Origin of the sequence: Streptomyces sp. NPDC005303 (genome assembly GCF_040607335.1) — a bacterium.
Classification (GTDB): Bacteria; Actinomycetota; Actinomycetes; order Streptomycetales; family Streptomycetaceae; genus Streptomyces.
The window spans coordinates 131,883-157,400 of the sequence record NZ_JBEXGM010000017.1 but is presented as its reverse complement, the minus strand read 5'-3'; the positions used below and the strand labels follow the sequence as shown (position 1 = coordinate 157,400).

25 protein-coding genes are annotated in these 25,518 nt (G+C 71.9%); 13 read left to right on the top strand and 12 right to left on the bottom strand.

Features of this window, described 5'->3' with window-relative positions; translation table 11 throughout:
* Positions 1-230 precede the first annotated feature (230 nt).
* A complete protein-coding gene (locus tag ABZT93_RS23905) occupies positions 231-704 on the top strand; it encodes an ATP-binding protein (RefSeq protein WP_356107774.1) in 474 nt (157 codons plus the stop codon).
* A 92-nt stretch (positions 705-796) separates the two neighbouring features.
* Here ABZT93_RS23905 and ABZT93_RS23900 read toward each other — a convergent pair whose 3' ends face one another.
* On the bottom strand, positions 797-1,831 hold the full coding sequence (locus tag ABZT93_RS23900; RefSeq protein WP_356107771.1) for a DUF2637 domain-containing protein: 1,035 nt from the start codon (positions 1,829-1,831) through the stop codon (positions 797-799).
* Positions 1,832-2,145: 314 nt separating this feature from the next.
* The gene (locus tag ABZT93_RS23895) at positions 2,146-3,003 is read right to left on the bottom strand and encodes a (2Fe-2S)-binding protein (RefSeq protein ID WP_356107768.1); all 858 of its coding nucleotides are present in this window, start codon (positions 3,001-3,003) and stop codon (positions 2,146-2,148) included.
* 157 nt (positions 3,004-3,160) lie between these two features.
* Here ABZT93_RS23895 and ABZT93_RS23890 point away from each other — a divergent pair, with 157 nt between their 5' ends.
* Positions 3,161-3,967 (top strand): GntR family transcriptional regulator, encoded by an 807-nt coding sequence (locus ABZT93_RS23890; RefSeq protein ID WP_356107765.1) that lies wholly within the window; start codon positions 3,161-3,163, stop codon positions 3,965-3,967.
* Between the two features lie 244 nt (positions 3,968-4,211).
* Here ABZT93_RS23890 and ABZT93_RS23885 read toward each other — a convergent pair whose 3' ends face one another.
* Entirely contained in the window at positions 4,212-4,985 is a 774-nt protein-coding gene (locus ABZT93_RS23885; RefSeq protein ID WP_356107762.1) for a hypothetical protein, read from the bottom strand.
* 127 nt (positions 4,986-5,112) lie between these two features.
* Positions 5,113-6,786: a PucR family transcriptional regulator ligand-binding domain-containing protein gene (locus ABZT93_RS23880; RefSeq protein WP_356107759.1), complete on the bottom strand. Its 1,674-nt coding sequence runs from the start codon at positions 6,784-6,786 to the stop codon at positions 5,113-5,115.
* A gap of 366 nt (positions 6,787-7,152) precedes the next feature.
* On the opposite strand from ABZT93_RS23880, the gene ABZT93_RS23875 reads away from it, so the two are divergent.
* From ABZT93_RS23875 to ABZT93_RS23855, 5 genes are all read left to right on the top strand, one after another.
* Positions 7,153-8,043, top strand: a complete 891-nt coding sequence (locus tag ABZT93_RS23875; RefSeq protein ID WP_356107756.1) for an FAD binding domain-containing protein — start codon at positions 7,153-7,155, stop codon at positions 8,041-8,043.
* Positions 8,043-8,612: a (2Fe-2S)-binding protein gene (locus ABZT93_RS23870; RefSeq protein WP_031050203.1), complete on the top strand. Its 570-nt coding sequence runs from the start codon at positions 8,043-8,045 to the stop codon at positions 8,610-8,612. The genes ABZT93_RS23875 and ABZT93_RS23870 overlap by 1 nt, the downstream gene beginning before the upstream one ends.
* Before the next feature lies 1 nt (position 8,613).
* On the top strand, positions 8,614-11,001 hold the full coding sequence (locus ABZT93_RS23865) for a molybdopterin cofactor-binding domain-containing protein (protein ID WP_356107752.1): 2,388 nt from the start codon (positions 8,614-8,616) through the stop codon (positions 10,999-11,001).
* Positions 11,002-11,147: 146 nt separating this feature from the next.
* On the top strand, positions 11,148-12,605 hold the full coding sequence (locus tag ABZT93_RS23860) for an NCS2 family permease (protein WP_356107749.1): 1,458 nt from the start codon (positions 11,148-11,150) through the stop codon (positions 12,603-12,605).
* A 46-nt stretch (positions 12,606-12,651) separates the two neighbouring features.
* Positions 12,652-13,806, top strand: a complete 1,155-nt coding sequence (locus ABZT93_RS23855) for an XdhC/CoxI family protein (RefSeq protein WP_356107746.1) — start codon at positions 12,652-12,654, stop codon at positions 13,804-13,806.
* 347 nt (positions 13,807-14,153) lie between these two features.
* On the opposite strand, the gene ABZT93_RS23850 is transcribed toward ABZT93_RS23855, so the two are convergent.
* Positions 14,154-14,585 (bottom strand): SRPBCC family protein, encoded by a 432-nt coding sequence (locus tag ABZT93_RS23850; RefSeq protein WP_356107743.1) that lies wholly within the window; start codon positions 14,583-14,585, stop codon positions 14,154-14,156.
* A 178-nt stretch (positions 14,586-14,763) separates the two neighbouring features.
* Here ABZT93_RS23850 and ABZT93_RS23845 point away from each other — a divergent pair, with 178 nt between their 5' ends.
* Positions 14,764-15,336 carry an HAD-IIIA family hydrolase gene (locus ABZT93_RS23845; RefSeq protein WP_356107740.1) on the top strand — a complete coding sequence of 191 codons (573 nt, stop codon included), beginning with the start codon at positions 14,764-14,766 and terminating at the stop codon, positions 15,334-15,336.
* A 3-nt stretch (positions 15,337-15,339) separates the two neighbouring features.
* Here the strand turns inward: ABZT93_RS23845 and ABZT93_RS23840 are convergent, their stop codons facing one another.
* From ABZT93_RS23840 to ABZT93_RS23830, 3 genes are all read right to left on the bottom strand, one after another.
* Entirely contained in the window at positions 15,340-15,648 is a 309-nt protein-coding gene (locus ABZT93_RS23840) for a DUF3040 domain-containing protein (protein WP_356107738.1), read from the bottom strand.
* A gap of 231 nt (positions 15,649-15,879) precedes the next feature.
* Positions 15,880-16,500, bottom strand: coding sequence for a DUF305 domain-containing protein (locus ABZT93_RS23835; RefSeq protein ID WP_356107735.1), 621 nt, complete (start codon positions 16,498-16,500; stop codon positions 15,880-15,882).
* Positions 16,501-16,554: 54 nt separating this feature from the next.
* Positions 16,555-16,941: a DUF6153 family protein gene (locus ABZT93_RS23830; RefSeq protein WP_356107732.1), complete on the bottom strand. Its 387-nt coding sequence runs from the start codon at positions 16,939-16,941 to the stop codon at positions 16,555-16,557.
* Between the two features lie 239 nt (positions 16,942-17,180).
* On the opposite strand from ABZT93_RS23830, the gene ABZT93_RS23825 reads away from it, so the two are divergent.
* A complete protein-coding gene (locus ABZT93_RS23825; protein WP_356107730.1) occupies positions 17,181-18,044 on the top strand; it encodes an isocitrate lyase/phosphoenolpyruvate mutase family protein in 864 nt (287 codons plus the stop codon).
* Here ABZT93_RS23825 and ABZT93_RS23820 read toward each other — a convergent pair.
* The 4 genes from ABZT93_RS23820 to ABZT93_RS23805 all read right to left on the bottom strand — a co-directional run bounded on the left by ABZT93_RS23820 (position 18,007) and on the right by ABZT93_RS23805 (position 20,455).
* The gene (locus ABZT93_RS23820) at positions 18,007-18,645 is read right to left on the bottom strand and encodes a hypothetical protein (protein WP_356107727.1); all 639 of its coding nucleotides are present in this window, start codon (positions 18,643-18,645) and stop codon (positions 18,007-18,009) included. The two genes, ABZT93_RS23825 and ABZT93_RS23820, sit on opposite strands and share 38 nt — an antisense overlap.
* 93 nt (positions 18,646-18,738) lie before the next feature.
* Complete coding sequence (locus tag ABZT93_RS23815; protein ID WP_356107724.1) at positions 18,739-19,464, bottom strand: DUF1775 domain-containing protein; 726 nt, start codon at positions 19,462-19,464, stop codon at positions 18,739-18,741.
* A gap of 69 nt (positions 19,465-19,533) precedes the next feature.
* Complete coding sequence (locus ABZT93_RS23810) at positions 19,534-20,160, bottom strand: hypothetical protein (protein ID WP_356107722.1); 627 nt, start codon at positions 20,158-20,160, stop codon at positions 19,534-19,536.
* Between the two features lie 73 nt (positions 20,161-20,233).
* Entirely contained in the window at positions 20,234-20,455 is a 222-nt protein-coding gene (locus ABZT93_RS23805) for a twin-arginine translocase TatA/TatE family subunit (RefSeq protein WP_356107719.1), read from the bottom strand.
* Between the two features lie 236 nt (positions 20,456-20,691).
* On the opposite strand from ABZT93_RS23805, the gene ABZT93_RS23800 reads away from it, so the two are divergent.
* The 4 genes from ABZT93_RS23800 to ABZT93_RS23785 all read left to right on the top strand — a co-directional run bounded on the left by ABZT93_RS23800 (position 20,692) and on the right by ABZT93_RS23785 (position 25,511).
* Entirely contained in the window at positions 20,692-22,008 is a 1,317-nt protein-coding gene (locus ABZT93_RS23800; RefSeq protein ID WP_356107716.1) for a hemolysin family protein, read from the top strand.
* Positions 22,005-23,027 carry a hemolysin family protein gene (locus tag ABZT93_RS23795; protein ID WP_356107713.1) on the top strand — a complete coding sequence of 341 codons (1,023 nt, stop codon included), beginning with the start codon at positions 22,005-22,007 and terminating at the stop codon, positions 23,025-23,027. Before ABZT93_RS23800 ends, ABZT93_RS23795 begins: the two co-directional genes overlap by 4 nt.
* 145 nt (positions 23,028-23,172) lie before the next feature.
* Positions 23,173-24,495 (top strand): hemolysin family protein, encoded by a 1,323-nt coding sequence (locus ABZT93_RS23790; protein WP_356107710.1) that lies wholly within the window; start codon positions 23,173-23,175, stop codon positions 24,493-24,495.
* A complete protein-coding gene (locus tag ABZT93_RS23785) occupies positions 24,492-25,511 on the top strand; it encodes a hemolysin family protein (RefSeq protein ID WP_356107707.1) in 1,020 nt (339 codons plus the stop codon). Before ABZT93_RS23790 ends, ABZT93_RS23785 begins: the two co-directional genes overlap by 4 nt.
* The last annotated feature ends 7 nt before the right edge of the window (positions 25,512-25,518 follow it).

Genomic DNA, 25,518 nt, shown 5'->3' with positions numbered 1-25,518 from the left:
CCCGTGCGGACCGCCGCTTCATCCGAACTGCTCCGGCGCGCACGGCGGTTCGCGGCGCGCGGCCGGGATGCGTCCGCCCTGTCGGCGTGACCGTGGTCGCCACCGCAAACGTGGCCGAACACCTGGTCGTTGAGGATTCGACATGACTGCCGCACGAACAAGGGGGGCATGGATCCCCGTGAACGTGTTCGAGCAGGAGGGAAACCGACATCGGCACGCAGGCGGGGGTCATGAAGAGGCAGGCACGAGGAGGCGGTCCCACGGCAGCAGGGGCCTTCTCGGCACAGACAGTGGAGGGGAAGACCGACAGCGCCTGGGAGCAGCCGCAGCTCCGGCGCCGACTGGAGCGGGCGGACCTGGGGGCCGTACCGGAGACACGCAGGGCCCTGCGCGAGCTCTTACGGCACTGGGGGAAGCCGGGACGATCCGAGATAGCCGAACTGCTCACCAGCGAACTCGTCACCAACGCACTCGTGCACACCGACCACGACGCTGTCGTCACGGCCACGGTCGGACCGCGAGCCCTGAGGGTGGAGGTGCGGGACTTCGTCGCCCGAATACCCCGGGTGCGCGTAGCGGACGCCGACGACCATACGCACGGCAGGGGCCTGGCCCTGGTGCAGTCCCTCGCGGACGCCTGGGGCGTACGGGCACACGGCGTGGGCAAGGCCGTCTGGTTCGAACTCGACGCCGGAGCCGCGTGAACCATGGGAAGGGGGCGTGACCGCGTCGGTCACGCCCCCTTCCCATGGTGCTCCGGCCTTTCGGCCGCGCCCTTCAGGCCTCGGCCTTCGCCTCAGCCGAACTGCTGCTCAAGGTCCTTGAGTTTGCGCTCCAGCGAGTCGAGACGCGGTAGGGCCATTGTGTCGTCCTCCGCGGTGAGATCGACGGAGTGCGACTCAGAGCCGCGGACGGGCTGGAGAGAAGGACGCTGGCGTACGGGCAGCGGATCCGGGCTGGATATCGCAGGTTCCGTCGCGGCCCGCTCCAGGGCGGCCTGCGGCTGCTGCTCCAACTGGCGCCCGCCGCCCCGGCCGACGAAGCCGCGGTGGCCCCGGCTGATCGCCTTGAGCTGCGCCCGCTCCACCCGCTCCTGCTCGCGGCGCCTGAGACGGGCCGCCTCCTTCTGACGCTTGTCCTCGCGGACCTCGTCCACCGCCTCGTCGAGGCTGCGCACGTTCTCCAGCAGCATCAGCGACCAGGCCCTGTACGTCTCACGCGGTGCCCTCAGCCAGCGGACGATACGGATCTGCGGCAGCGGACGCGGCACCAGACCCTGCTCGCGCAGCGCGGCCCGGCGGGTCTGCTTCAGCGCGCGGTCGAACAGCACGGCCGCCGAGAGGGACATGCCGGAGAAGAACTGGGGCGCGCCGTCGTGACCGAAACCCCTGGGCGCGTGCACCCAGTTGAACCAGGCCGCGGCACCCGCGAACGTCCACACCAGTATCCGGGAGCCGAGAGCGGCGTCACCGTGGCTGGCCTCGCGGACCGCGAGGACGGAGCAGAACATGGCCGCACCGTCCAGGCCGAACGGAACCAGGTACTCCCAGCCGTTGGAGAGGCCGAGGTTCTCCTGGCCGAAGCCGACCAGGCCGTGGAAGGAGAGGGCGGCCGCCACCGCCGCACAGCAGAACAGGAGGACATAGGACGCGGTGCCGTATATGGCTTCCTTGCGCCTGCGGCGCTCCTCGCTGCGCTCCCACGAGTCGTCTTTCGCGTGCTCCCCGCCGGACCGCTTGCTCCGCGCGAGCACCGCCACCGCCGCCAGCATGCCCAGGAGCAGTACGGCGCCCGGAAGCAACCAGTTCAGCGATATGTCGGTCAGTCTCATCTGGGGTCCCTTGCATTGGGATAGGGCGTAACGCCCGCCATAGTGGCCCAATCCCAACGGCCCTCAGGCGTTTTCGGGGCAAGAGGCCGCCAAGGAAGTGCAAGGGGTTGCCCAGGGCGGCGTTCTGCTCGAACTGCCGCTTGAGGGGCGGGAGTTGAGTTCGAATAAGACTACCCGTACGGGTGGTTCCTCGGAAAGTTCCTGCGCCGAGTGAGGAAATTGTGAATTGCCTGTAACCGAACGGGCGTCCCGGTCGGCGCTGATCTTACGGGACGCCGGAGCGGTGTCCGCGGCGGGGGTCCCCTGAAGGGTCCTCAACTCGCTGCGGCCGCCGTCAGCTTGGCGATCCGGTCCGTGTCGCAGGTGCGCGGACAGGTGGCGCAGGTGTCGTCCGGATCCAGTGTGTAGTACATGCAGCAGCTGATCCGGTCCCGGGTGGACAGGGGCCTGCCGTCCGGGCCGGCGAGCACGCGGAAGGCCGGGGAGCCGGCGTAGGGCTTCGTCGTCCCGGGCAGCAGGAGATCCAGCGCGTGCTCGGCCCGGCGCTTCTCGTGCTCGCCGAGGAGTTCGGCGACGTACCAGATGCCCTCGACGATCTCGTCGGTCACCATGCCCCACAGGGCCCTGCCGCGGCGGCGCATGCGCGGGCCGAAGGCGGCGAGGAGCGGCTCCATGTGCTCGGCGATCGCGTCGCGCAGTTCGGCGCGCAGGGACTCCTCGTCGGGGACCGTGTACGCGCCGGGGAGCGCTGCGGCCGGGTCGTCCGGGAGACAGGCGAACGGGCCGGGGTGGACGGCGAGGGCCATCGGGCCCCGGGTGCGGTCGTAGGAGACGTGTGTCACGGGGTAGCGGGGGACTCGACGGTGCAGGAACCACGGGGCGGTGAAGAGGAGGCAGGCCGGCCAGGCGTAGCGGTGCAGCCCGAAGCCGGCGATCACGTCCGGGCGGCCGTTCTTGGCGTAGTCCCTGAGGACCTGTTCCTCGTCCCAGGCGAGGAAGGAGTCCAGGGCGGACGCGTTCCTCGCGAGGGCGGACGCGGTGACCCAGCCGTCGGTGGTGGGGAGGGGGGTGGTCTCGGGCAGCTCCGTGACCGTCAGTACCGGGAGGGCCTCGGTCATCCGCGCATAGGCGGCCGTGGCGGCCGAGCGGGGTGCGGGCAGCGGTGTGGGCATGCGGGGCCACCGATTCGCAGACGTATAGAGGTAAGCCTTACCTTACCAACCCGTGCGGGGATTTGAACTGGAGCGTTCTGCGCCTAAGGTGCTTGACGGGTGAGTAACATCCTGCCGTTAATGACCCGAAGTACTGACACGTCCGGAGGAGGGGCCCGTGAAGCAGGGTGCGCAGGGCTCCGCCGGGACGGGGAGCGTGGCGCGGGACAGGGGCCAGGCCGTGGCGGAGGCCCGGGTGCCGCCGCAGTCGCGGGCGTCCGGTGTGACCCGTTCGCCGGTCGAGGGGGGTTCCGGGGTCCGGGGCGAGCACACGCACAGTGAGGTGCCGATACCTCGGCCTGTCGTGCAGCGGGCCTCGGTGCGGGGGCAGATCCTCGTCGCTCTGCGCACGGCGCTGGTCGCGGGGGAGTTGCGGCCCGGTGAGGTGTACTCGGCGCCCGCGCTGGGGGAGCGGTTCGGGGTGTCGGCGACGCCCGTGCGGGAGGCCATGCAGCAGCTCGCCCTGGAGGGGGCCGTCGAGGTCGTTCCCAACCGGGGGTTCCGGGTGGTCGAGCGGGGGGCTCGTGAACTGGCGGAGCTGGCCGAGGTGCGGGCGCTGATCGAGGTGCCGGTGGTGTTGCGGCTCGCGCGGAGTGTGCCGGTGGAGCGCTGGGCGGAGTTGCGGCCGGTGGCGGAGGCGACGGTGCGGGCCGCGTCGTCGGGGTGCCCGGCGACGTACGCGGAGGCCGACCGGACGTTTCACCGCGCGATGCTTTCCCTGTCGGGCAACGAGCAACTGGTGCAGATCTCGGAGGACTTGCACCGCCGTTCGCAGTGGCCGCTGGTGGGTGGGTCCGCCTCGCGGGGCCGGGCGGATCTGATCGCGGACGCGGCGGAGCACACGGCACTGCTGGACGCGTTGATCGCGCGCGATCTGGATGTGGTGCGGGGGCTGGTGGGCGGGCATTTCGCGGGCGGGTCCTGAGGGCGGGATGCCTGCGGCGGCTGCACGGGTTCGGCCGTCGGGTGCACCGCGGGCCGGTGGGGGCTGATCGCGCAGTTCCCCGCGCCCCTGATGCCTGCGGTGGGTGGCCGGGCGGCTCGGGGTGGGGGTGACTGCACCCCCCCAGAGGCGCGGGGAACTGCGCGACCAGCCACAACCCGCTCGCGCTCGACCGACAACCCGACCCGGCACCCCCTCAGGCGCCCGGTTACGGACCCCCGTCACCTCACGCCGTAGCCGCCGGCGGTGCCAACTGTCGTGCCAGCCACGTAGGTACGCCCCCGAGCAACCGGTACAACCGTCGCGCCTCCTCGCGCAGTCGGGAAGCCTCCGGCTCCACCTCCGCGTCCGCCAGTGAGGCGAGCGCCGGTGCCGTGCCGACCAGGTACCCCAACTCCTCCCGGATCCGCAGCGATTCGGCGAAGCCGTGGCGTGCCTCCGCCAACTCCCCCTCCCGCAGGGCGAGTCCCGCGAGGTGGCGCCAGGTGAAGGACAGGAGCAGGGGGTCGGACTGGGCCGTGGCACCCGCGTGGGCGCGGCGGTAGGCCGCTCGGGCCGCCTGCGGAGCGTGGCTCAGGTTCTCCGCCAGCAGGCCCCGCCGGAAGTCCAGCAGGGCCCTGCCCTCCGCCCCCGGAGGGATCAGCGCCGCCGCGCGACCCAGCGCCGCCCGCGCCTCGTCCGCCCGGTCCCGGACCCCGTGGAGCGTCGAGGCGTACGCAAGTTGCCCCCGTTCACAAGCGGCCGCGCCCCGTTCGTCGTCGCTGTGGGCCAGCGCCTCGGCGGTGCGCAGCGCATCCTCCGCCTCCGGCCAGCCCTGCTCCGTGTACAGGCAGCGTTCCACCAGAAGTGCCGCCCTCTGCAGGGCCGCCGGTGCGGTGACCGGTTGGAGCAGGGCGGCCGCGTCGGTCCAGCAGGCCCGTGAGCGCAGCCGCCATACCGCGGTCTGGAGTGGATCGTCACCGGCGGTCGTTCCGTTACCAGACATGGCGGTATGCGCCACGTTGCCCTCCCCGAGCGCGCCGTCGAGCTTTGAGTGGTGGCGGCATCTCAGCACGAAACGACGGGCCCGGCCAAGGGGGTGGGTGAAGGAATTCACAAAGTCGTGGGAGTCCGGGCGCTCACAGGTTTCAGCTCATCCGCAGTGCCAGGAAGAAATCCAGCTTGTCCTCGAGGCGCGAGAGGTCGCGGCTCGTCAACTGCTCGATCCGCCCGACGCGGTAGCGCAGCGTGTTGACGTGCAGGTGGAGGCGGGTCGCGCAGCGGGTCCAGGAGCCGTCGCAGTCCAGGAAGGCCTCCAGGGTCGGGATCAGCTCGGCCCGGTGGCGGCGGTCGTAGTCGCGGAGCGGGTCGAGGAGGCGGGCCGTGAAGGCCCGGCGTACGTCGTCGGGCACGAAGGGCAGCAGCAGGACGTGCGAGGCCAGCTCCTGGTGGCCTGCCGCGCAGACCCTGCCGACGCGGGCGGCCGCCACCCTGCGGGCGTGCCGGGCCTCCTCCAGGGCGCCTCTGAGGCCCTCGGCGGAGTGGACCGACGCGCTGACGCCCAGGGTGACCCTGCCGTCGTCGTCGAGGCCGGCCGACAGGGGGTCGCGGACCGATGCGAGCAGCGCGTCCGCCAGGATGCCCGACTCCGAGCCGTCGTGCTCGGTCGAGACCGCGGGGAGGGGGACCAGCGCGATCGCCTCGTCGCCGGTGTGGGCCACCGCTATGCGGTCGGAGGGTTCGGGGCCCGTGGCCGACGGGTCCACCAGGATCTCCTCCAGGAGGGACTGCGCCATCGGGCCGCCCTCCAGTTCCCCGTCCTGCCACTCGACCCTCGCCACCACGACCTGCCAGTGGGGGGCGGCGCCGAGGCCGGGAAGGAGGACCGGGGCGGCGACCCGCAGGCGGGCGGCGATCTCGGCCGGTGCCGCCCCTGCCTGGACCAGTTCCAGGACCTCCTGGGCCAGGCGGCGACGGACCGTGCGGGCCGCGTCCCTGCGATCCCGCTCGACGGCGATCAGCTGGGTGACGCCCTGGAGCAGGTCCAGGCGCTCCTCCGGCCAGTCACCGGCATCCGCCTCCACCGCCAGCAGCCAGTCGGACAGGACCGTCTCGCGTACGTCCCTGGAGGCCTGGGGCGACCGCCCGCTGCTGCGGATCGGGAAGAGGGAGTACGCCGAGGAGCCGAGCGTGACCCGGTGGGGGCCTCGGCGCCCGGTGCGGGCCGCGGCGAGGTGTTCCGCCGCGAGCTTCGCGCAGGTGTCCGCGGGCAGGCCGGGACCCGCCACCTTCGGGCCCGCGATCAGACGGCCGGTCGGGGACAGGACCCAGGCGCGCAGGTCCAGGTCGGAGCCCAGGAGGTCGAGGACCACGTCCGGGCCGCCGCCCGCCGGGCCCGAGGTCATCATGCGGCGGTGGCGGTCCACCACGGCCGCCAGGTCACCCGCACGCTCGCCGGAGACCTGCCGGACGACATGCTCGGTGATCGTGGCGAAGGCCACCGACTCGTGCACCGCGAACAGCGGGAGGCGGTGCCGCGCGCAGGCGACGACCAGGTCCTCCGGGACCTCGCCCAGCTCCGCCTCGCCGGCCGCCAGCGCCACCACCCCGGCCTGCACGAGGAGTCGTACGAAAGGCTCCGAGTCGGCGGCGTCCCGGCGCCAGGCGAGGCCGGTCAGGACCAGTTCCCCGCCGGAGAGGTAGCGGCTGGGGTCGCGCAGGTCCGTGGTCATCACACCGCGCACGGTGCGGTCCAGTTCGTCCTCGCCGCCGAGCAGCCGCAGGCCCAGCGCGTCGGTGTCCAGCAGTGCGCGCAGCCGCATTCTCGTCGCCGCCGTTCTGTGTCTCGAAATCTACGATGGAGAAGGGGTCCGGTGGAGTGGGGAGCGGCTGCTGCCGCCTCCGAGGCTGTGTCCCAGGTCACGTGGGCCGTGTCGCACGTTCCGCAGGGCTGCATCGGATGTTTCCGAAGGAAAACATAGAGGTTACTGAGGACCTCCGTTCATACGAATCTACAAGATGACGGCCGCGACCAGCCAACTCCTTCATGGTTTCCGTGACTGACCCCGTCGGAGTACGCCGCTGTGTACTGACTCCATTCCGCGTGAACACCACATGAACGAGCCGGGCCCGCCGCACCCGATCTGGCTCGATCCGTACGACCCCCAAGACGAAGAAGAGAGCCGGTCATGGACTTCCTTCGCCCCGCCAGCTGGGAGGAGGCGCTCGCCGCCAAGGCCGAGCACCCCACCGCTGTGCCCATCGCGGGCGGCACCGACGTGATGGTCGAGATCAACTTCGACCATCGGCGGCCCGAGTACCTGCTCGACCTGAACCGCATCGGTGACCTCACCGAGTGGGAGGTCGGCGAGGACACCGTGCGGCTCGGCGCTTCCGTGCCGTACACGCGGATCATGGAGAGCCTGCGCGGCGAGCTCCCGGGCCTGGCCCTCGCCTCGCACACCGTGGCCTCCCCGCAGATCCGCAACCGCGGCGGCGTCGGCGGCAACCTCGGCACCGCCTCCCCGGCCGGTGACGCCCACCCCGCCCTCCTCGCGGCCGGCGCCGAGGTCGAGGTCGAGTCGGTGCGCGGATCGCGGCTCATCCCGATCGACGCGTTCTACACCGGCGTGAAGCGCAACGCGCTGGCGGCCGACGAGCTCATCCGCGCCGTGCACATCAAGAAGGCCGACGGGCCCCAGCAGTACTCCAAGGTCGGCACGCGCAACGCCATGGTCATCGCCGTGTGCGCCTTCGGGCTCGCGCTGCACCCCGGGACGCGCACCGTGCGGACCGGGATCGGTTCGGCCGCTCCCACACCCGTTCGGGCCAAGACCGCCGAGGAGTTTCTGAACGCCGCACTGGAAGAGGGCGGGTTCTGGGACAACGGCAGGATCATCACCCCGTCGGTCGCCAAGCAGTTCGCGGACCTGTGCGCCGCCTCCTGCAACCCGATCGACGACGTCCGGGGCACGGCGAGCTACCGCCGCCACGCGGTCGGCATCATGGCCCGCCGCACGCTGACCTGGGCCTGGGAGTCGTACCGCGGCACCGCCGCCACCACGGAGGGAGCTGCGTAATGCGCGTCAACTTCACTGTCAACGGACGTCCGCAGGAAGCCGACGACGTGTGGGAGGGCGAGTCCCTGCTGTACGTGCTGCGGGAGCGGCTCGGGCTGCCCGGTTCGAAGAACGCCTGTGAGCAGGGCGAGTGCGGGTCCTGCACGGTCCGCCTCGACGGCGTCCCGGTGTGCTCGTGCCTGGTCGCCGCCGGGCAGGTCGAGGGGCGCGAGGTCGTAACCGTCGAGGGGCTCGCGGACTACGCGAAGCAGCGCTCCTGCGGTTCCTCGTGCGGGACCTCGCTCCAGGACGCCCAGGACTGGGCCGCCAAGGGGCAGGACTCGCAGACCGGTGAGGGCACCGAACTCGCGCCGATCCAGCAGGCGTTCATCGACGCCGGTGCCGTCCAGTGCGGCTTCTGCACTCCGGGGCTGCTGGTCGCCGCCGACGAGATGCTGGAGCGCAACCCCAACCCGAGCGACGCGGACATCCGCGAGGCGCTCTCGGGCAACCTGTGCCGCTGCACCGGCTACGAGAAGATCATGGACGCGGTCCGCCTCGCGGCCGCCCGGCAGGGAGAGGCGGTCTGACGTGTCCACTCCCAACGGCACCCCCACCAAGATCACCCAGGGTTCGAAGACCAAGGGCGGCATCGGCGAGTCCACGCTCCGCCCGGACGGCACCCTCAAGGTCACCGGAGAGTTCGCGTACTCGTCCGACATGTGGCACGAGGACATGCTCTGGGGACAGATCCTGCGCTCGACCGTCGCGCACGCCGAGATCGTGTCCATCGACACGAGCGAGGCCCTGGCACTGCCGGGCGTGTACGCCGTCATGACGTACGACGACCTGCCGACCGAGGTGAAGAACTACGGCCTGGAGATCCAGGACACCCCCGTCCTGGCCCACGGCAAGGTCCGCCACCACGGTGAGCCGGTCGCCATCGTCGCCGCCGACCACCCGGAGACCGCCCGCCGCGCCGCCGCCAAGATCAAGGTCGAGTACCGCGAGCTGCCCGTCATCACCGACGAGGCCTCCGCGACCGCCCCCGACGCGATCCTCGTCCACGAGAACCGCGACGACCACCACATCGGGCACGTCCCGCACCCGAACATCGTGCACCGCCAGCCGATCCTCCGCGGTGACGCCGAAGAGGCCGCGAAGCGGGCCGACTTCGTCGTCAAGGGCGAGTACACCTTCGGCATGCAGGACCAGGCCTTCCTCGGCCCCGAGTCGGGGCTCGCGGTGCCGGACGAGGACGGCGGTGTCCACCTCTACATCGCCACCCAGTGGCTGCACTCCGACCTGCGCCAGATCGCCCCGGTGCTCGGTCTGCCCGAGCGCAAGGTGCGCATGACACTGTCCGGCGTCGGCGGGGCCTTCGGCGGCCGCGAGGACCTGTCGATGCAGATCCACGCCTGTCTGCTGGCGCTGCGCACCGGCAAGCCCGTGAAGATCGTCTACAACCGCTTCGAGTCCTTCTTCGGACACGTCCACCGGCACCCCGCCAAGCTGTACTACGAGCACGGGGCCACGCGTGAGGGCAAGTTGACCCACGTGAAGTGCCGGATCGTCCTGGACGGCGGCGCATACGCCTCCGCCTCGCCCGCCGTCGTCGGCAACGCCTCCTCGCTGTCGATCGGCCCGTACGTCGTCGACGACGTGGACATCGAGGCCATCGCGCTCTACACCAACAACCCGCCCTGCGGCGCGATGCGCGGCTTCGGCGCGGTCCAGGCGTGCTTCGCCTACGAGGCGCAGATGGACAAGCTGGCCGACGCGGTGGGCATGGACCGGGTGGAGTTCCGGCAGCTGAACGCCATGGAGCAGGGCACGATCATGCCGACCGGCCAGCCCGTCGACTCCCCGGCCCCCGTCGCCGAACTCCTGCGCCGCGTCAAGGCGATGCCGCTCCCTCCGGAGCAGCAGTGGCTCGCGGCCGGCGAGCAGGCCGACGTACGGCAGCTGCCGGGCGGTCTGTCCAACACCACCCACGGTGAAGGCGTCGTCCGCGGCATCGGCTACGCGGTCGGCATCAAGAACGTCGGCTTCTCCGAGGGCTTCGACGACTACTCCACGGCGCGTGTGCGCATGGAGGTCGTCGGCGGCGAGCCCGTCGCCACCGTGCACACCGCCATGGCGGAGGTCGGCCAGGGCGGGGTCACCGTCCACGCGCAGATCGCCCGCACCGAACTCGGTGTCACCCAGGTGACCATCCATCCCGCGGACACGCAGGTGGGCTCGGCGGGGTCGACATCGGCCTCCCGGCAGACGTACGTCACCGGCGGCGCCGTCAAGAACTCCTGCGAGCTGGTCCGGGAGAAGGTCCTGGAGCTCGGGCGCCGCAAGTTCTGTTCGTACCACCCGGCTTGGGCGACCGCCGAGCTGCTCCTGGAGGGCGGCAAGGTCGTCAGCGACGCCGGCGAGGTCCTCGCGGACCTGGTCGACGTGCTGGAGGGTGAGTCCGTCGAGGTCGAGGCCGAGTGGCGGCACCGGCCGACCGAGGCCTTCGACCTGCGCACCGGGCAGGGCTTCGGCCACGTCCAGTACTCCTTCGCCGCCCACCGCGCGGTCGTCGAGGTCGACACCGAACTCGGCCTGGTCAAGGTGATCGAACTGGCCTGCGCGCAGGACGTCGGCAAGGCGCTGAACCCGCTGTCCGTCATCGGCCAGATCCAGGGCGGCACGACCCAGGGCCTGGGCATCGCGGTGATGGAGGAGATCATCGTCGACCCGAAGACGGCGAAGGTCAGGAACCCCTCCTTCACGGACTACCTGATCCCCACGATCCTCGACACGCCGACCATCCCCGTCGACGTACTCGAACTCGCCGACGACCACGCCCCGTACGGGCTGCGCGGCATCGGCGAGGCACCCACCCTGTCCTCGACCCCGGCCGTGCTGGCGGCGATCCGCAACGCGACGGGGCTGGAGCTGAACAGGACGCCGGTACGGCCGGAGCACCTGACCGGCACCTGATGAACCGGTGAGTTTCCCCGGGGGACCTGGTCCCCCGGGCCCCCAACTGTCCGTCCTGGGCCGTCCCCCGGGTCGTGCACATCCCAAATCCCGTGACCGACAAGGCGGTTGCACGGGTGCCCCTGTGAACCTTGGGAGACGGCACCATGACCCAGCAGTCCCTGGAACCCAGGACCACGGCCGAAGACGCGGGAGAAGGCACCCGCGTCCCGGCCGGCAGGTCCTGGCTCGACCGGTACTTCCACATATCCAAGCGGGAATCCACGGTCGCACGTGAACTCCGCGGCGGCGTCACCACCTTCATGGCGATGGCGTACATCCTCCTGCTCAACCCCCTGATCCTGTCCGGCAAGGACGCGGCGGGGGACACGCTCGGCCAGAAGGCACTCATCACCGCGACAGCGTTCGCGGCGGCCCTCACCACACTGCTGATGGGCTTCTTCGGCAAGGTGCCCCTCGCGCTCGCCGCCGGTCTCTCCGTCTCCGGCGTGCTGTCCTCGCAGGTCGTACCCGTGATGACCTGGCCGCAGGCCATGGGCATGTGCGTGATGTACGGCGTGGTCATCATGCTCCTGGTCGTCACCGGCCTGCGCGAGATGATCATGAACGCGATCCCGCTGGCCCTCAAGCACGCGATCACCATGGGTATCGGCCTGTTCGTCGCCCTGATCGGCTTCTACAAGGCCGGCTTCGTCCACCAGGGCAGGGCCACCCCGGTGACTCTCGGTCCCACGGGTGAACTCGCGGGCTGGCCCGTCCTGTTGTTCGCCGTCACCCTCCTGGCGATCTTCATGCTCCAGGCGCGCGGCGTCCCCGGCGCGATCCTGATCGGCATCCTCGGCGGGACCGTACTCGCCGTGTTCCTCAACGCGGTCGGGGCGGTGGACCCGAGGCAGTGGGCGAGCGGTGCCCCCGAACTGCACGGCAGCGCGGTCTCCATGCCGGACTTCTCGATCTTCGGGAAGGTGGAGTTCGGCGGCTGGGGCGAGGTCGGCGCGATGACGGTCGGCATGATCGTGTTCACGCTGGTGCTCGCCGGGTTCTTCGACGCGATGGCCACCATCATCGGCGTCGGCACCGAGGCGAAGCTGGCCGACGCGCAGGGCCGGATGCCGGGACTGTCCAAGGCGCTGTTCATCGACGGCGCGGGCGGAGCGATCGGCGGGGTGGCCGGTGCCTCCGGGCAGACGGTCTTCGTCGAGTCGGCCACCGGAGTCGGGGAAGGAGCCCGTACCGGCCTGTCCTCCGTCGTCACCGGCCTGTTCTTCGCGGCCTGTCTGTTCTTCACCCCGCTCACGGCGATCGTGCCGGGCGAGGTCGCGGCCGCCGCCCTCGTGGTGATCGGCGCCATGATGATGATGAACGCCCGCCACGTCGACTGGGCCGACCGCGCCACCGCGATCCCGGTCTTCCTGACCGTCGTGATCATGCCGTTCACCTACTCGATCACCGCGGGCGTCGCCGCGGGCGTCATCTCGTACGTGGCGATCAAGGTCGCGCAGAGCAAGGCGCGCGAGATCGGCGCCTTCATGTGGGGACTGACGGTGATCTTCCTGGTGTACTACGCCCTCAACCCGATCGAGAGCTGGCTGGGCGTGCACTAGCCGCCGGAACGCACCTGTACGCAACCGCTGTTAAGGAGACCGAGACATGCTGGACATCGCCGACGAGCTGCACCGGTGGGTCGAGCAGGGACGCGACGTCGCCGTGGCCACCGTGGTGGCCGTGGGCGGCAGCGCGCCCCGCCGGCCCGGCGCCGCCCTCGCGGTGGACGCCGACGGCTCGGCGATCGGCTCGGTCTCCGGCGGCTGCGTGGAAGGCGCGGTCTACGAACTGTGCCAACAGGCTCTGCAGGACGGGGAGTCGGTGCTCGAGCGCTTCGGCTACAGCGACGACGACGCCTTCGCCGTCGGCCTGACCTGCGGCGGCGTCATCGACATCCTCGTCACCCCGGTCCGGGCGGGCGACCCCGTCCGTACGGTGGTCGCGGCCGCGCTGGAGGCCGCCGCGAAGGGACAGGCGGCGGCACTGGCGCGGATCGTCTCCGGGCCGCGGGAACTTGTCGGCCGCGCGCTCGTCGTAGGACCCGAGGACCTCTCCGGGTACGGCGGTTTCGGCGCCCATCCCGAGCTGGACCGCACGATCGCCGCGGAGGCCGGAGCCTTCCTGGACGCGGGGCGCACGGGCACCCTGGAGATCGGCGAACAGGGCTCGCGCTGCGGCGCCCCGCTCACCGTGCTCGTCGAGTCCTCCGTGCCGCCGCCGCGGATGATCGTCTTCGGCGCGATCGACTTCGCGGCGGCTCTGGTGCGGATCGGCAAGTTCCTCGGCTACCGGGTCACCGTGTGCGACGCACGTCCCGTCTTCGCGACCGAGGCGCGCTTCCCGGAGGCCGACGAGGTGGTCGTCGAGTGGCCGCACCGGTACCTGGAGCGCACCGAGGTCGACGCCCGGACGGTCCTGTGCGTCCTCACCCACGACGCCAAGTTCGACATACCCCTGCTGCGACTGGCCCTCAGGCTCCCGGTCGCCTACGTGGGCGCCATGGGCTCCCGCCGCACCCACCTCGACCGCAACGAACGCCTCCGCGAAGCCGGCGTGACCGAACTGGAGTTGGCGCGGCTGCGGTCACCCATCGGCCTGGACCTCGGCGCCCGTACGCCCGAGGAGACGGCCCTGTCGATCGCGGCCGAGATCGTGGCCGACCGGCGGGGCGGCAGCGGGGTCTCCCTCACCGGCGCGCACACGCCGATCCATCACGACGGGACGTCGGTACCCACCCGGCGGATCGGCTCGGTGGCCTGAGCGGACACCTGGGGCCGGTCCGGTTCGGCCGGGCGAAGGCGTACCGCGGGTCGCCGCCCCGGCTCAGCCGGACGGAGCGCAGCAGTTCGCGCACGATGCCCGCGCAGCGAGTCCTCCTCGTGGCCGTCGACGGCGGCGGCAACACCGCGGCCCGCGCGGAGTGCCAGATCGGCGTAGGAGTCGTCGCCGAAGTGCCGCCAGGCCCCCAGGAGTACGGTGACGCCCGTCCCCGGACTCCTGCGGCCGCCACCAGCCACCGCGGCCCGACCACCGCGAGCTCCCCGACCTCGTCCAGCCGTGCGGTCGTACCGTCGACTGCCGTCAGGGCGCCCCCTGTTGCTCGCCCGTCACGCCCCCCGCAGCAGCCGGTTCAGCGCCCGTCCGAACACCGACCGGGCGGCCACGCCCAGCAAGGGGTCGGGGACCAGCGGAAACCGCAGTGTCTCCCGCCAGATCACCCGCGCCCGGCCCCCCGGCCCCGGGTGGACCTCCAGTTCGGCCCAGCCCTTGACCACCCGGCCGCGCTTCTCCAGGCGGCACAGGCCGGAGACGCCCTCCGCCGGCGGGCGCCAGACGGTGACCTCCATGGGGTCGGCGAAGCCGAGCGGGCCGATCCCCGAACGGGCGACGACGAGCGTGCCCTCGGTCGTCGGCCCCGGCGGCACGACGGTGACGCGCGTCAGGGGGACGACCTCGCCATGGCGGGGCCACTCCGTGAGGCGGCGCCAGGCCTCGTCCTGGGAGAGCGGGGCCGTACGTTCGAGGAGGAAGGTGACCACGAGCTGATCCTAGGGAATCCGTCCTGCTCAGCGGGGATTTCATGAGGAGCGCGACCGCACGGCGGCCCCAGGGGGAGGTCCTTCGGGCAGCCAACCGCAGGACGGGCCGCCGCATGGACCGACCGTACCCGGTTACTCGCGAGGGGAAGAAGTGCACGCGAGAGCCGGGAGGTGGCCCATGACGCACGTGCGTACGGTGCTGTTCGACCGTGACAGCATCCTCGCCGAAGACACCCCCGACCTCGACCGGGTGCGCCCGGCGCCCGGTGCCCGTGAGGCGCTCGGCTTGCTGCGCCTGCACGGTGTCCGCACCGGGTTCGTGGCCGTGCAACCGGGTATCGCGCACGGGCGGCTCAGCGACGCCGACGTACGCGCCGTCAATCACCGCGTCGACGAACTGCTCGGCTCCTTCGACATCTGGGGGGTGTGCCCCCACGGGCCCGAGGACGGCTGCCACTGCCGTCCACCCGAACCGGGCCTGATCCTCTGGGCGGCGGGCCGGGTGTGCACCGGGCCGGCCGACTGCGCGGTCGTCGGCACCGCCGCGGACGCCGAAGCCGCGGCCCGGGTGGGCGCCCACGGAATCCTCGTACCGGACGAGCGGACCCGGCCGGAGGAGACGGCACGGGCCGGTCATGTGGCGCCGGACGTCCTGACCGCCGTACGCGCGTTGCTCACCGGGCCGCCGCAGGGGCGGGTCCTGGTCGACGAGCGGCCGATCGAGGCGGCCTTCGAGAAGGGCGAGGCGTGAGCCTCAGGGTTCCGTCCAGCGGCACAGCAGCCGGAACAGGGCGAACAGGGCCAGTGGCCAGACGGCCGCGAAGGTCCAGATCGCCGCGGGCCGCGAGGTGACGATGCCCGTCACCATGAGCGCGATGGACACCGCGAGCAGCAGGATCACGGTCAGGACGTGCGGCCGGTAGTGCGTCACCCGGGACAGGTCCGGCCGCCGGCGCAGCCGCCCCGTGCGAAGCCGGCGGTCCAGCCGGCGGTCGCGGCGCAGGGCGCGTTCCATCTCGTTGAGTATGCGCTGTTCGTGATCGGGGAGTCGCCCTGTCGTCACTGTCGCTCCTCGTGCTTCCGGAGAGTCCTTCTACAGGTGCCCGGAGAAGGACCCGTGAACCGTCCGGTCGCTGGGCGTCGAAGGTCGCGCAGTGGCTCCTGCGGTGCGTCCCGAGGAAGTTATTCGGATCAGGTGGCCGGTACGGAACACCACTGCCGGCAGGCCGGGAATCGGTGGCCGCCATGGTGCCCGTGCCGAGCGGCACGGGCACCATGGCGGCACGTGGGCGGGTCAGTTCTTGCCGAGGAGCTTCTTCATCTCGCTGATCTCGGCGTTCTGCGCGGTGATGATGTCACCGGCCATGGCCGTCGCGGCCTGGTCCTCGCCCTTGGCCTTCTCGGTGGTGGCCATCTCGACGGCGCCCTCGTGGTGCTCGACCATCATGGTCAGGAACATGGAGTCGAAGTCCTTGCCGGACGACTTCTTCAGCTTCTCCATGTCGGCGCTGTCCATCATCCCGGCCATACCGGAGTGCGCCGAGTGGTCCATGCCGGGCATGGCCTCGGGAACCTTCTCGTCCCAGGTCTTCAGCCAGTCGGTCATCGTCTCGATCTCCGGGCCCTGTGCCTTCTCGATCCGGGCGGCGAGGTCCTTGACCTCGAGGGAGGAGGCGCGGCCGTCGGCCAGTCCGGCCATCTCCACGGCCTGCTGGTGGTGCGGGATCATGCCCTGCGCGAAGGAGACGTCCTGGGCGTTGTGAGCGGCGGCGGAGGTCTCGGCGGACACCGAGGGCGACGAGGCGGCCGAGCCGCTGTCGTCGCTGTCGCCGCCACAGGCGGTGAGGGTGAGAGCGGCGCTCACGGCGACCGCCGCGAGACTGGCACGGCGGATCAGGGTACGGGTGGTGCGCATGCTGGAACTCCAGTGCTGTGAAAGGTGATCTGGACGCGGCGGAGCACGCCGTGTCTAGATCCGCAGGAGCTGGAGTTCCGCGAGGGAGGGCGGCGCGCGGGCGCCCTCCTGGGCCGCGGTCGTCTGAGCGCACAGGGGGGCCGTGCCCAGGGCGCCTCCGGACGGGTCGGGAACGAGCGCGGGCAACGCGGGCCCACCGCTCAGCGCTCCCGACGCGCAGGTCGCGTCGGCGTGGTGGAGATGGTCCGAGCCGCAGCCGTCGTGACAGACCGTGTCGACGACGCCGGAGGCCGTCGCCATGTGCGCAGACCTGCCCTCGTGCCCACCCATGCCGCCACCGGGCGCCAGGGCGTGCATGCCCAGCACCCCGACGAGCAGCCCGAGCACGAGCAGCGCCCGCCACAGGGGCGGACGCGCGGTGGACTGCTCGGAGCTGGTCATCGGTCTCATCCTAGAGGGGGCTGTGCCACGGCTGTGCACCCACGCCGTCCGTCCTGGGTACGGCCCGGCACCGCCCTGTGTTCAGAGCCCGTCCTCCCGCACGGGGCACCGTCCCTGCCGCCGCCGTCCGCCTACTGCGGGCGACGAAGGCCGCGCCGTAAAAGGAGTCCGCCACGCGTGGACCCGCGGCGTACGTTCTCCGGGAGCCCGTCGAGGGACGGTGGGCCGGGAAGGACCGTGTGGACACCGACAGCCGAGTCAAGGCACAGCGCTTCGCCGATCTGCACCGGGAGGGGTGCTTTCTGCTCCCCAACGCGTGGGACGTGGGCAGCGCCCGGATCCTGGAGGCGGCCGGGTTCCCGGCCGTGGCGACCACGAGCGCGGGCGTCGCGTTCTCCCTCGGACGGCCCGACCACGACTTCTTCGCCGAACAGCCGCCCGAGGACCGCGTCGACCGCGAGACCATGCTGCGCCGGGTCGGTGAGATCGCGGCCGGGATCGCGGTGCCGCTCAGCGCGGACCTGGAGGAGGGCTACGGCGAGTCGCCCGAGGCCGTCGCCACCACCGTCGCGAGGGCCCTCGCCGCCGGAGCCGCGGGCGGCAACATCGAGGACTTCACCGGCGACCGCACCCGTCCGCTCCACGACGAGAAACTCTCCGCCGACCGTATCCGCGCCGCCCGCGAGACCCTGGCGGCCGACGGCGCCCCCTTCGTCCTGGTCGGCCGCACCGACACGCTCCTGGTCGGCGGCACGCTCGACGAGGCCGTACGGCGGGCCAACGCCTGTCTGGACGCCGGTGCCGACTGCGCGTTCGTGCCCGGCGCCGCCGACGCCGAGACCATCGCCACCCTGGTCCGCGAGATCGACGGCCCGCTCAACGTGGTCATGGGCCTGACCGGGAACGCGCTCTCCCTCGACGACCTGCGCGCACTCGGCGTCCGGCGGGTGACGGTCGGCGGCAGCATCGCCCGTGCGATGTACCGCCGTCTGCTCGACGCCGCACGGGAGTTGGCCGACCTGGGCACCTTCTCCTACGCCGCCGACCAGCTCTCCCAGACGGAACTCAACGACCTGTTCCGGCGGGACCGGAAGCAGGGCTAGCGGCAGGGCTCAAGGACGCCACCGCACAGCTCGGCGCCTCGGGGGCGTCCTCGGCGTGCCGCGTCAGCGCGCAGACCGTACGCAGGGCGACCTTCCAACCGCCGTCATGGAGTACGGCCGCCCCCGGACCGCCGGTGTCCAGGCGGTGCCCCTCGCGCGTGAGCTCGTAAGCCACCTCGGCGTGCACGTCCGAGGTGTACGACACGGAGGTCACCTCGGCTCGCAGCTTGCCGCCGCTCGGATCGCGAAAGAGGTTGTCGATCATCAGGGCGTTCTCGTCACCGTCCTCGACGACGTCACTGCGCTGGTCCAGGGAGGACTTCGGGTCGAAGAGAACCGACCACGCCTGTCGGATGTCCCGCTCGGCCTGCTCCGGGTCCGAGGGCGCGGTCGCGGTCGGTGACGGGGAGGCGGAGAGCGAGGGGGAGCCGTCGGCCGTGGTCGCGCCCGGGGACCCGGCGGTGGAGGACCGGGCCGGACGGGAGGCCCCGCCGCCACTGCCGCCGTCGTTGTCGTCGCAGGCTCCGGTGAGGACGAGGGCGGTGACGGCCAGGGCCACCGCCCAGGTCCCGCGCCGTGCAGGGGAGTTCGCGCAGGTCATGGCACTCCATCTCCGGGTGGGCCGTGGGGCTGGCCTACCCGGAGGCGGGGGATTCATCCGGGGCTCGCGGGAAAACCCCCGGACCGGGTGCGGCTACTCCTCGGCGCCGCCCCGCCGCCGTACCGCGAAGACCACCGCGGCCACCGCCACGAGGATGCCCACGCCGATCCCGGTCCAGGCACCCGCGGACAGCCCGCTCTCGTCGTCCGTCTCGGTGTCGGCGGCCTGCGCAGAGGCCGCGGGCGTCGTTTCCACGGCTGTCGGGGTCGGGCTCGCGGAGAGGCTCGGGGAGGGGTCGGCCGGCTTCGCGTCCGGTGCCGCCGCCTTCAGCTTCAGTGTCGGCGCCGGGTTCTCCCCGTTCTCGTCCAGCTCGATCCAGCGGTCGACGTGCCCGTCGCCGTAGGTCTGGAGGGTCTTGAAGGGCACTTCCTCCGCGTCGGGCAACTGCCGTACGACGACGGAGTACTCGGCGCTCTCACCGGTCTTCAGTTCCGTGCCCTTGACGGTGTAGCCGTCGGCGGTCGCGCTGAACTTCCAGCCCTCGGGTCCCTTGCCGTACGTCACGTCGGCCGGGGCGATGCCCTCGGGCAGGACCACCCGTACCTCCTTGATCCCGGAGGTGTCGGACTCGGCCTCGGCGTGGAAGGAGACGGTGACGTTCTCGGCGAGGGCCTGCGCCTTGTCGGCCTCGACCTCGGTGTGGGCGGCGGCCGGAACGGCGGTCAGGAGTACGGCGGTCGCGGCTCCGGCGGCGGCGACGGACAGACGCGACAGCGGAATGCGGGTCAGGGGGGTACGGGGAAGGGGGATACGGGACATGGAGGTCTCCAGGCAGGGCGTACGGCGGGGCGGCCGTCCGGCGTGGGCCGAGACGGCGTCCCCGTGGGGTCAGTGGGCGAGAGCTGCGCTCGTCGCCGGAGGACCCCGCCGTACCACCGTGTGTGCCAGCAACGGCCGTGCCGTGAGCGGCCGTTCGTCGTACGTCGGCACGACCGTCACCCCGGCCGTCGGTGCGGGTGACGTGGGCCGGGTGAACAGCGGCAGGGCGGCGGCCAGTCGGTCCCGTACCGCGTCGAGCGCCGCCGTGACCCCGCGGGCAACCGTCCAGCAGGCCGCGTCCGCGCGGTGCAGCAGGACGGCGACGAGCGCGGCGACCAGCGAGTGGGCCGCCGTCATGGCGAGGGAGTCGTGGAGCCGCTCGTGCCATGCCGAGTGGGCGTCGTGCGCGTGTCCGCCGGGGTGATGCGGGGCCGCGGTGAGCGTCAGCCACAGATGCAGCCCGGACTGTCCCGCCACACTGCACGCGACGACCGACGCCAGGCTTCTGGGCCGCTGCACACCGACGAGACCCACCGCGAAGAGCACGGCCGTCGCGGCGGCGGCGTGCCTGAAGGGCACCTCGCCCTCGGCGAGCAGATGGTGGGCGCTGACCCCGAGTACCGTGCCGACGACGGCGAACACCGCGGCCCGCAGAAGGGGCAGCGGCGCGCGCGTCGTCGTGGCCGGCGGGTGCATGACCCGCTCATCATGGATCATCGCGGGGCCGGGCGGCGGGGAAACCGCGGACCGCGCAAGGGTGCCGGGTGTCTCAGCGGGTGCCGTGCCCCGGTTCGGTCTCCCCTGTGGTCCCCGGCCGGAGGACCTCTCCCTGGATGACCTGGGGCTTCGGGCGGTCCTGCGCCGCGCGGGCCTCCGCCCTGAGGATGCGCGCCGACCTGCCCGCCGTACGCGTCAGCTCCGGGCCCTTTTTGACGGCGATGACCGCTATGACGACGATCAGGATGATCGCGAGCTCGCTCAGTCCGAACATGGGGAAGGCCTCCGTCAGGGTGACGCCGATGTCGGACGAGATGCCCGCCGGACCGGCAGCGTACCCCGCACCCCCACGGGCCGGGAGGCTCGGCGCTCCCCTTCCGCTTTGCCCATCCTTTACTCTTGGGTGGAACGTCCCCGACCGACGAGAAGGAGCCACAGTCCCGCAATGGGTGAGCCTCCCAGTACCAGCCGTGCCGTCCGCCGCCCGACCGGGGGAGCGGGGGTGGCCCGGTGACCGAGATCCTGCTGCTTGTTTCGGCCCTGCTTCTCACGCTGGCCTGTGCCGTGTTCGTCGCGGCCGAGTTCTCCCTGACCACCGTCGAGCGCGGTGACCTGGAGCGGGCCGCCGAGGCCGGTGAGCGGGGCGCCGACGGCGCGCTGAAGGCCGTACGCAGGCTGACCTTTCAGCTCTCCGGCGCCCAGCTCGGCATCACGGTCACCTCCCTGGTGATCGGCATGCTCGCCGAGCCCTCCCTCGCGGCGCTCCTCAAGGGCCCGCTGAAGGCCGTCGGCCTGGGCGGGGCCGCCGCTCCGGTGGCGACCGCGCTGGGCGTGGCCCTGTCCACCGTCGTGCTGATGGTGGTCGGGGAGCTGGTGCCGAAGAACTGGGCGATCTCCCGGCCGCTGGCCGTCGCCAAGGTCGTCGCCGGACCCCAGAGCGCCTTCACCGCGGTCTTCGGCCCGTTCATCCGTCACCTCGACGACACAGCGAACCGTGTCGTACGGCGCTTCGGTCTGGAGCCCGCCGAGGAACTGGTCTCCGCCCGCAGTCCCGAGGAACTCGTCGCCCTCGCCGAGCATTCCGCCGCCGAGGGCGCCCTGGAGGCCGACTCCGCCGAACTGTTCGTGCGCACCCTGCACCTGGGCGAGCTGACCGCCGAGAACGTCATGACACCGCGTGTCGACGTCAAGGCCCTCGAAGCCCACGCCACGGCCGCGGACGCCGCGAACCTCACGCACGCCACCGGCCTGTCCCGCTTCCCGGTCTACCGCGACAGCCTGGACGAGGTCATCGGCACCGTGCACATCCGTGACGTGCTCGCCCTGGAACCGGAGAAGCGGGTCGCCACCCCGGTCACCGAGCTGGCCACCGCGCCCCTGCTGGTCCCGGACAGCCTCACCGCCGACCGGCTCCTGGAGCGGCTGCGGGCCACCCGCACCATGGCCGTGGTCATCGACGAGTACGGCGGCACGGCGGGCGTCGCGACGGTCGAGGACATCGTCGAGGAGGTCGTCGGCGAGGTCCGCGACGAGCACGACCCCGTCGGGACACCTGATGTGCGGCCCGCCGGTGACCGGGCGTGGGAGGCCGAGGGATCCGTCCGCGTCGACCGGCTCGGCGAGATCGGGCTCACGGCGCCCGAGGGACCGTACGAGACGGTGGCCGGACTGGTCGCCACCCGCCTCGCACGCATCCCCGCCAAGGGCGACGGCATAGAGGTGGGGAGCGGCTGGCGTATCGAGGTCCTGGAGGTCGACCACCACCGGGCCGACCGTGTCCGGATCACCGCACCGGCCCTGGTCCGGACGGGGGAGGAGACCCGGTGACCACCGTCCAGCTGCTCGTCGGCGCCCTGACACTGCTGACCAACGCCTTTTTCGTGGGCGGCGAGTTCGCCCTGATCTCCGTGCGCCGCAGCCAGATCGAGCCACGCGCGCGTGCGGGCCACAAGCGGGCCCGGATGACCCTGTGGGGTCTCGAACACCTCTCCGCGATGATGGCCACCGCCCAGCTCGGCATCACCGTCTCCTCGCTGGTGCTCGGCGCGGTCGCCGAACCCGCCATCGCCCACCTGCTGGAGCCAGGCTTCGAGGCGGCCCGCGTCCCGGACGGCCTGGTCCACCCGATCGCGTTCGTGATCGCCCTGTCGCTCGCCACCTATCTGCACATGCTGATCGGCGAGATGGTGCCGAAGAACATCGCGCTCGCGGCCCCCGTGCCGACCGCGCTGCTGCTCGGACCGCCGCTCGTGGCCCTCACGCGCGCGTTGAAGCCCTTCGTGTTCGGCATCAACGCCTTCGCCAACGCCCTGCTCAAGCTGGCCCGCGTCGAACCCAAGGACGAGGTCGAGTCGGTGTTCACCGACGACCAGCTCGCCCGCATGGTCGTCGACGCGAGCGAGGCCGGGCTGCTCTCGCCGGCCGACGGCGAACGGCTGCGGGACGCGCTGGAGCTCGGCACCCGGCCGGTCGGCGAGATCCTGGTCCCGGTGCCGAAGATGCGGACCGTCGACGTCTCGGTCACCCCGGCCCGCCTGGAGCGGGTCGCCGCCGAGGCGGGCTACTCCCGCTTCCCAGTCACCGCCCCGGACGGCACCCTGCTGGGCTATCTGCACATCAAGGACACCCTCGGTGTCACCGACCGCGACCGGCCCTTCCCGCGCGCCACCCTGCACCCGGTCACCCGGGTCCGCATCGACACCCCGCTGGACGACACCCTCACCGCGCTGCGGGCCGACGGAAGTCATCTGGCGGCGGTGACGGGGCAGACGGGGACCGTCCTCGGCTTCGTGACCATGGAGGACGTCCTCAGCGAGCTGGTCGGGCCGACACCTGCGGCCGTATGACCGCCGGGCGGTCCCGCCGCCCGGCTGGTAGATCTGGGGAACGCCGCCCTGGCCCCGGCCGTTCACACAGCGCACATCACTATCGAAGGAGCAAGCCCGTGTCCGCCACACCGACGGACTCCCACCCCGCGCGATCGACCCGCCGTTGAGTACCACGAATGCCGTCCTCGGCCTGCTGGCCGTCTTCCTGCTGACCGCCGGCACCGGCTACTTCGTCGCCCAGGAGTTCGCGTACGTCTCCGCGGACCGGCTCGCCCTCTCCCGCGACGCGGACGCCGGTGACCGGAAGGCCGCCCGCGCGCTGAAGGTGCTGGAGCGGCTGTCCTTCATGCTCTCCGGCGCCCAGCTGGGCATCACCGTCACCGGTCTGGTCGTCGGCTTCATCGCCGAACCGTCGGTCTCCGCGCTGCTCGAACCCGCCCTGACCGGCCTCGGCGTCCCCGAGGGGGCCGTCGGCGGGATCTCCGTCGTGCTGGCCTTCGTCCTGGCCACCGTCGTCCAGATGGTCCTGGGCGAGCTGGCCCCGAAGAACCTCGCGATCGCCGTCCCGGAGCGGCTCGCGAAGGCCCTCGCCCCCTCCACGCTCGGCTACCTCAAGGTCGTCGGCCCGCTGGTGCACGTCTTCGACGGGGCGGCCAACCGCCTGCTCCGCACGGCCGGCATCGAACCCGTCGAGGAACTCCACCACGGCGCCACCCTGGAGGAGCTCGGCCATCTCATCGGCGAGTCCCACGAACAGGGCGAACTGCCCAGGGACACCGCAGAACTCCTGGACCACGCCCTGGAGTTCTCCGAGCGCACCCTCGACGAGGTGATGGTGCCGCGCGTCGACGCCGTCTTCGTGCGCAAGGACGCCACCGCCGCCGAGGCCGTCGACCTGATCGCCGAGCACGGCCACTCCACCTACCCCGTCCTCGGTGACCACCCCGACGACGTCCCGGGCGTCCTGGGCGTACGGGAGTTGACGCGCCTGCCGGCCGACGAGCTGACCCGGACCACCGCGGGCGCCCTCGCCCGCCTCCCGCTCCTGCTGCCCGACACCCTCCCGCTGCCGGAGGCGGTCGAGCAGATGCGGGAGCGGGACGACGAGTTCGCCGTCGTCCTGGACGAGCACGGCGGAGTCGCCGGCATCGTCACCTACGAGGACATCGCCGAGGAACTGGTCGGCGACATCGCCGACGAGACCGACACAGTCACCGAACTCGCCGTGCCCGACGGGGACGGCTGGCTTGTCGACGCGGGCCGGCGTCTCGACGAGATCGCCGACGCCACCGGCGTCGACCTGCCCGAGGAGGAGGACTACGACACCGTCGCCGGGCTGGTCGTGGACCGCCTCGGCCGCTTCCCGGCGATCGGGGACCGGGTCACCGTCGACCTGCTCGACGGAGGCCGCGCGGTGATCGACGTACGGACACTGGACCGGCACGTACCCGAACGGGTGCGCGTGGAGAGGGTGGAGTCGGCATGAGCTTCCCGATGGCGCTCTTCGTCACCGTCCTGCTGCTGATCGGCAGCGGCTTCTTCGTCGCCGCCGAGTTCGCGCTGGTCGCCGCCAAGCGGCACCGCATGGAGAAGGCCGCGGCCGAGGGGCGGCGCGGTGCGAAGGCGGTCCTGGCCGGGATGCGCGAGCTGTCGCTGATGCTCGCCGGTGCCCAACTGGGCATCACCGTCTGCACCCTGGGCCTCGGTTCGGTCTCCAAGCCCGCGATCTCCCACGAACTCGACCCCCTGCTGCACGACTTGGGACTGCCCAGCGCGGTCAGCTACGGCGTGGCCTTCGTGTTCGCGATGGTGGTCGTGGTGTTCCTGCACATGGTGGTCGGCGAGATGGCCCCCAAGTCCTGGGCGATCGCCCACCCCGAGCGCTCCGCGATGCTGCTCGCACCGCCCTTCAGGGGCGTCGTCAAGGTGGTCCGGCCGCTGATCTCCGTGCTGAACAGGATGAGCAACGCGCTGGTACGGCTGTGCCGGGTCACCCCGCGCGACGAGCTGGCCGCCGTGCACAACCGCGAGCAACTCACCCATCTCGTCGAGGAGTCGCAGCGTCTCGGACTGATCAGCGAGGCCGACTCGGAGCTGCTCACCCGTTCGCTCACCGAGCCCGAGACCCCGGTCGGTGACCTGCGTATCCCGGCCGCGGAGATCACCTCGGTGCCCGGCACCGCCGACCTCGACGCCATCCTGCGTACGGCCGCCGACCACGACCGCACCCGCATGCTGGTCCGCGAGGGCGACCTCGTGCTCGGCTCGCTCCACGCCCGAGACGCCCTGGTCGCCCGCGCCCAGGGTCGCACCGCCACCGCCCGGACGCTGGCCCGCCCGGTCCCGGAGCTGACGGAGGACACCAAGGTCGCCGACGCGATCGACCTCCTGCGCCGCAACCGGTCCTCCCTGGCGGTGGTACGGGACGGGACCGGCACCCTCACAGGCATGGTGACGCTGGACGACCTGCTGGCGCGGTACCTGCAACCGCAGTCGGGCTGAACGCGTT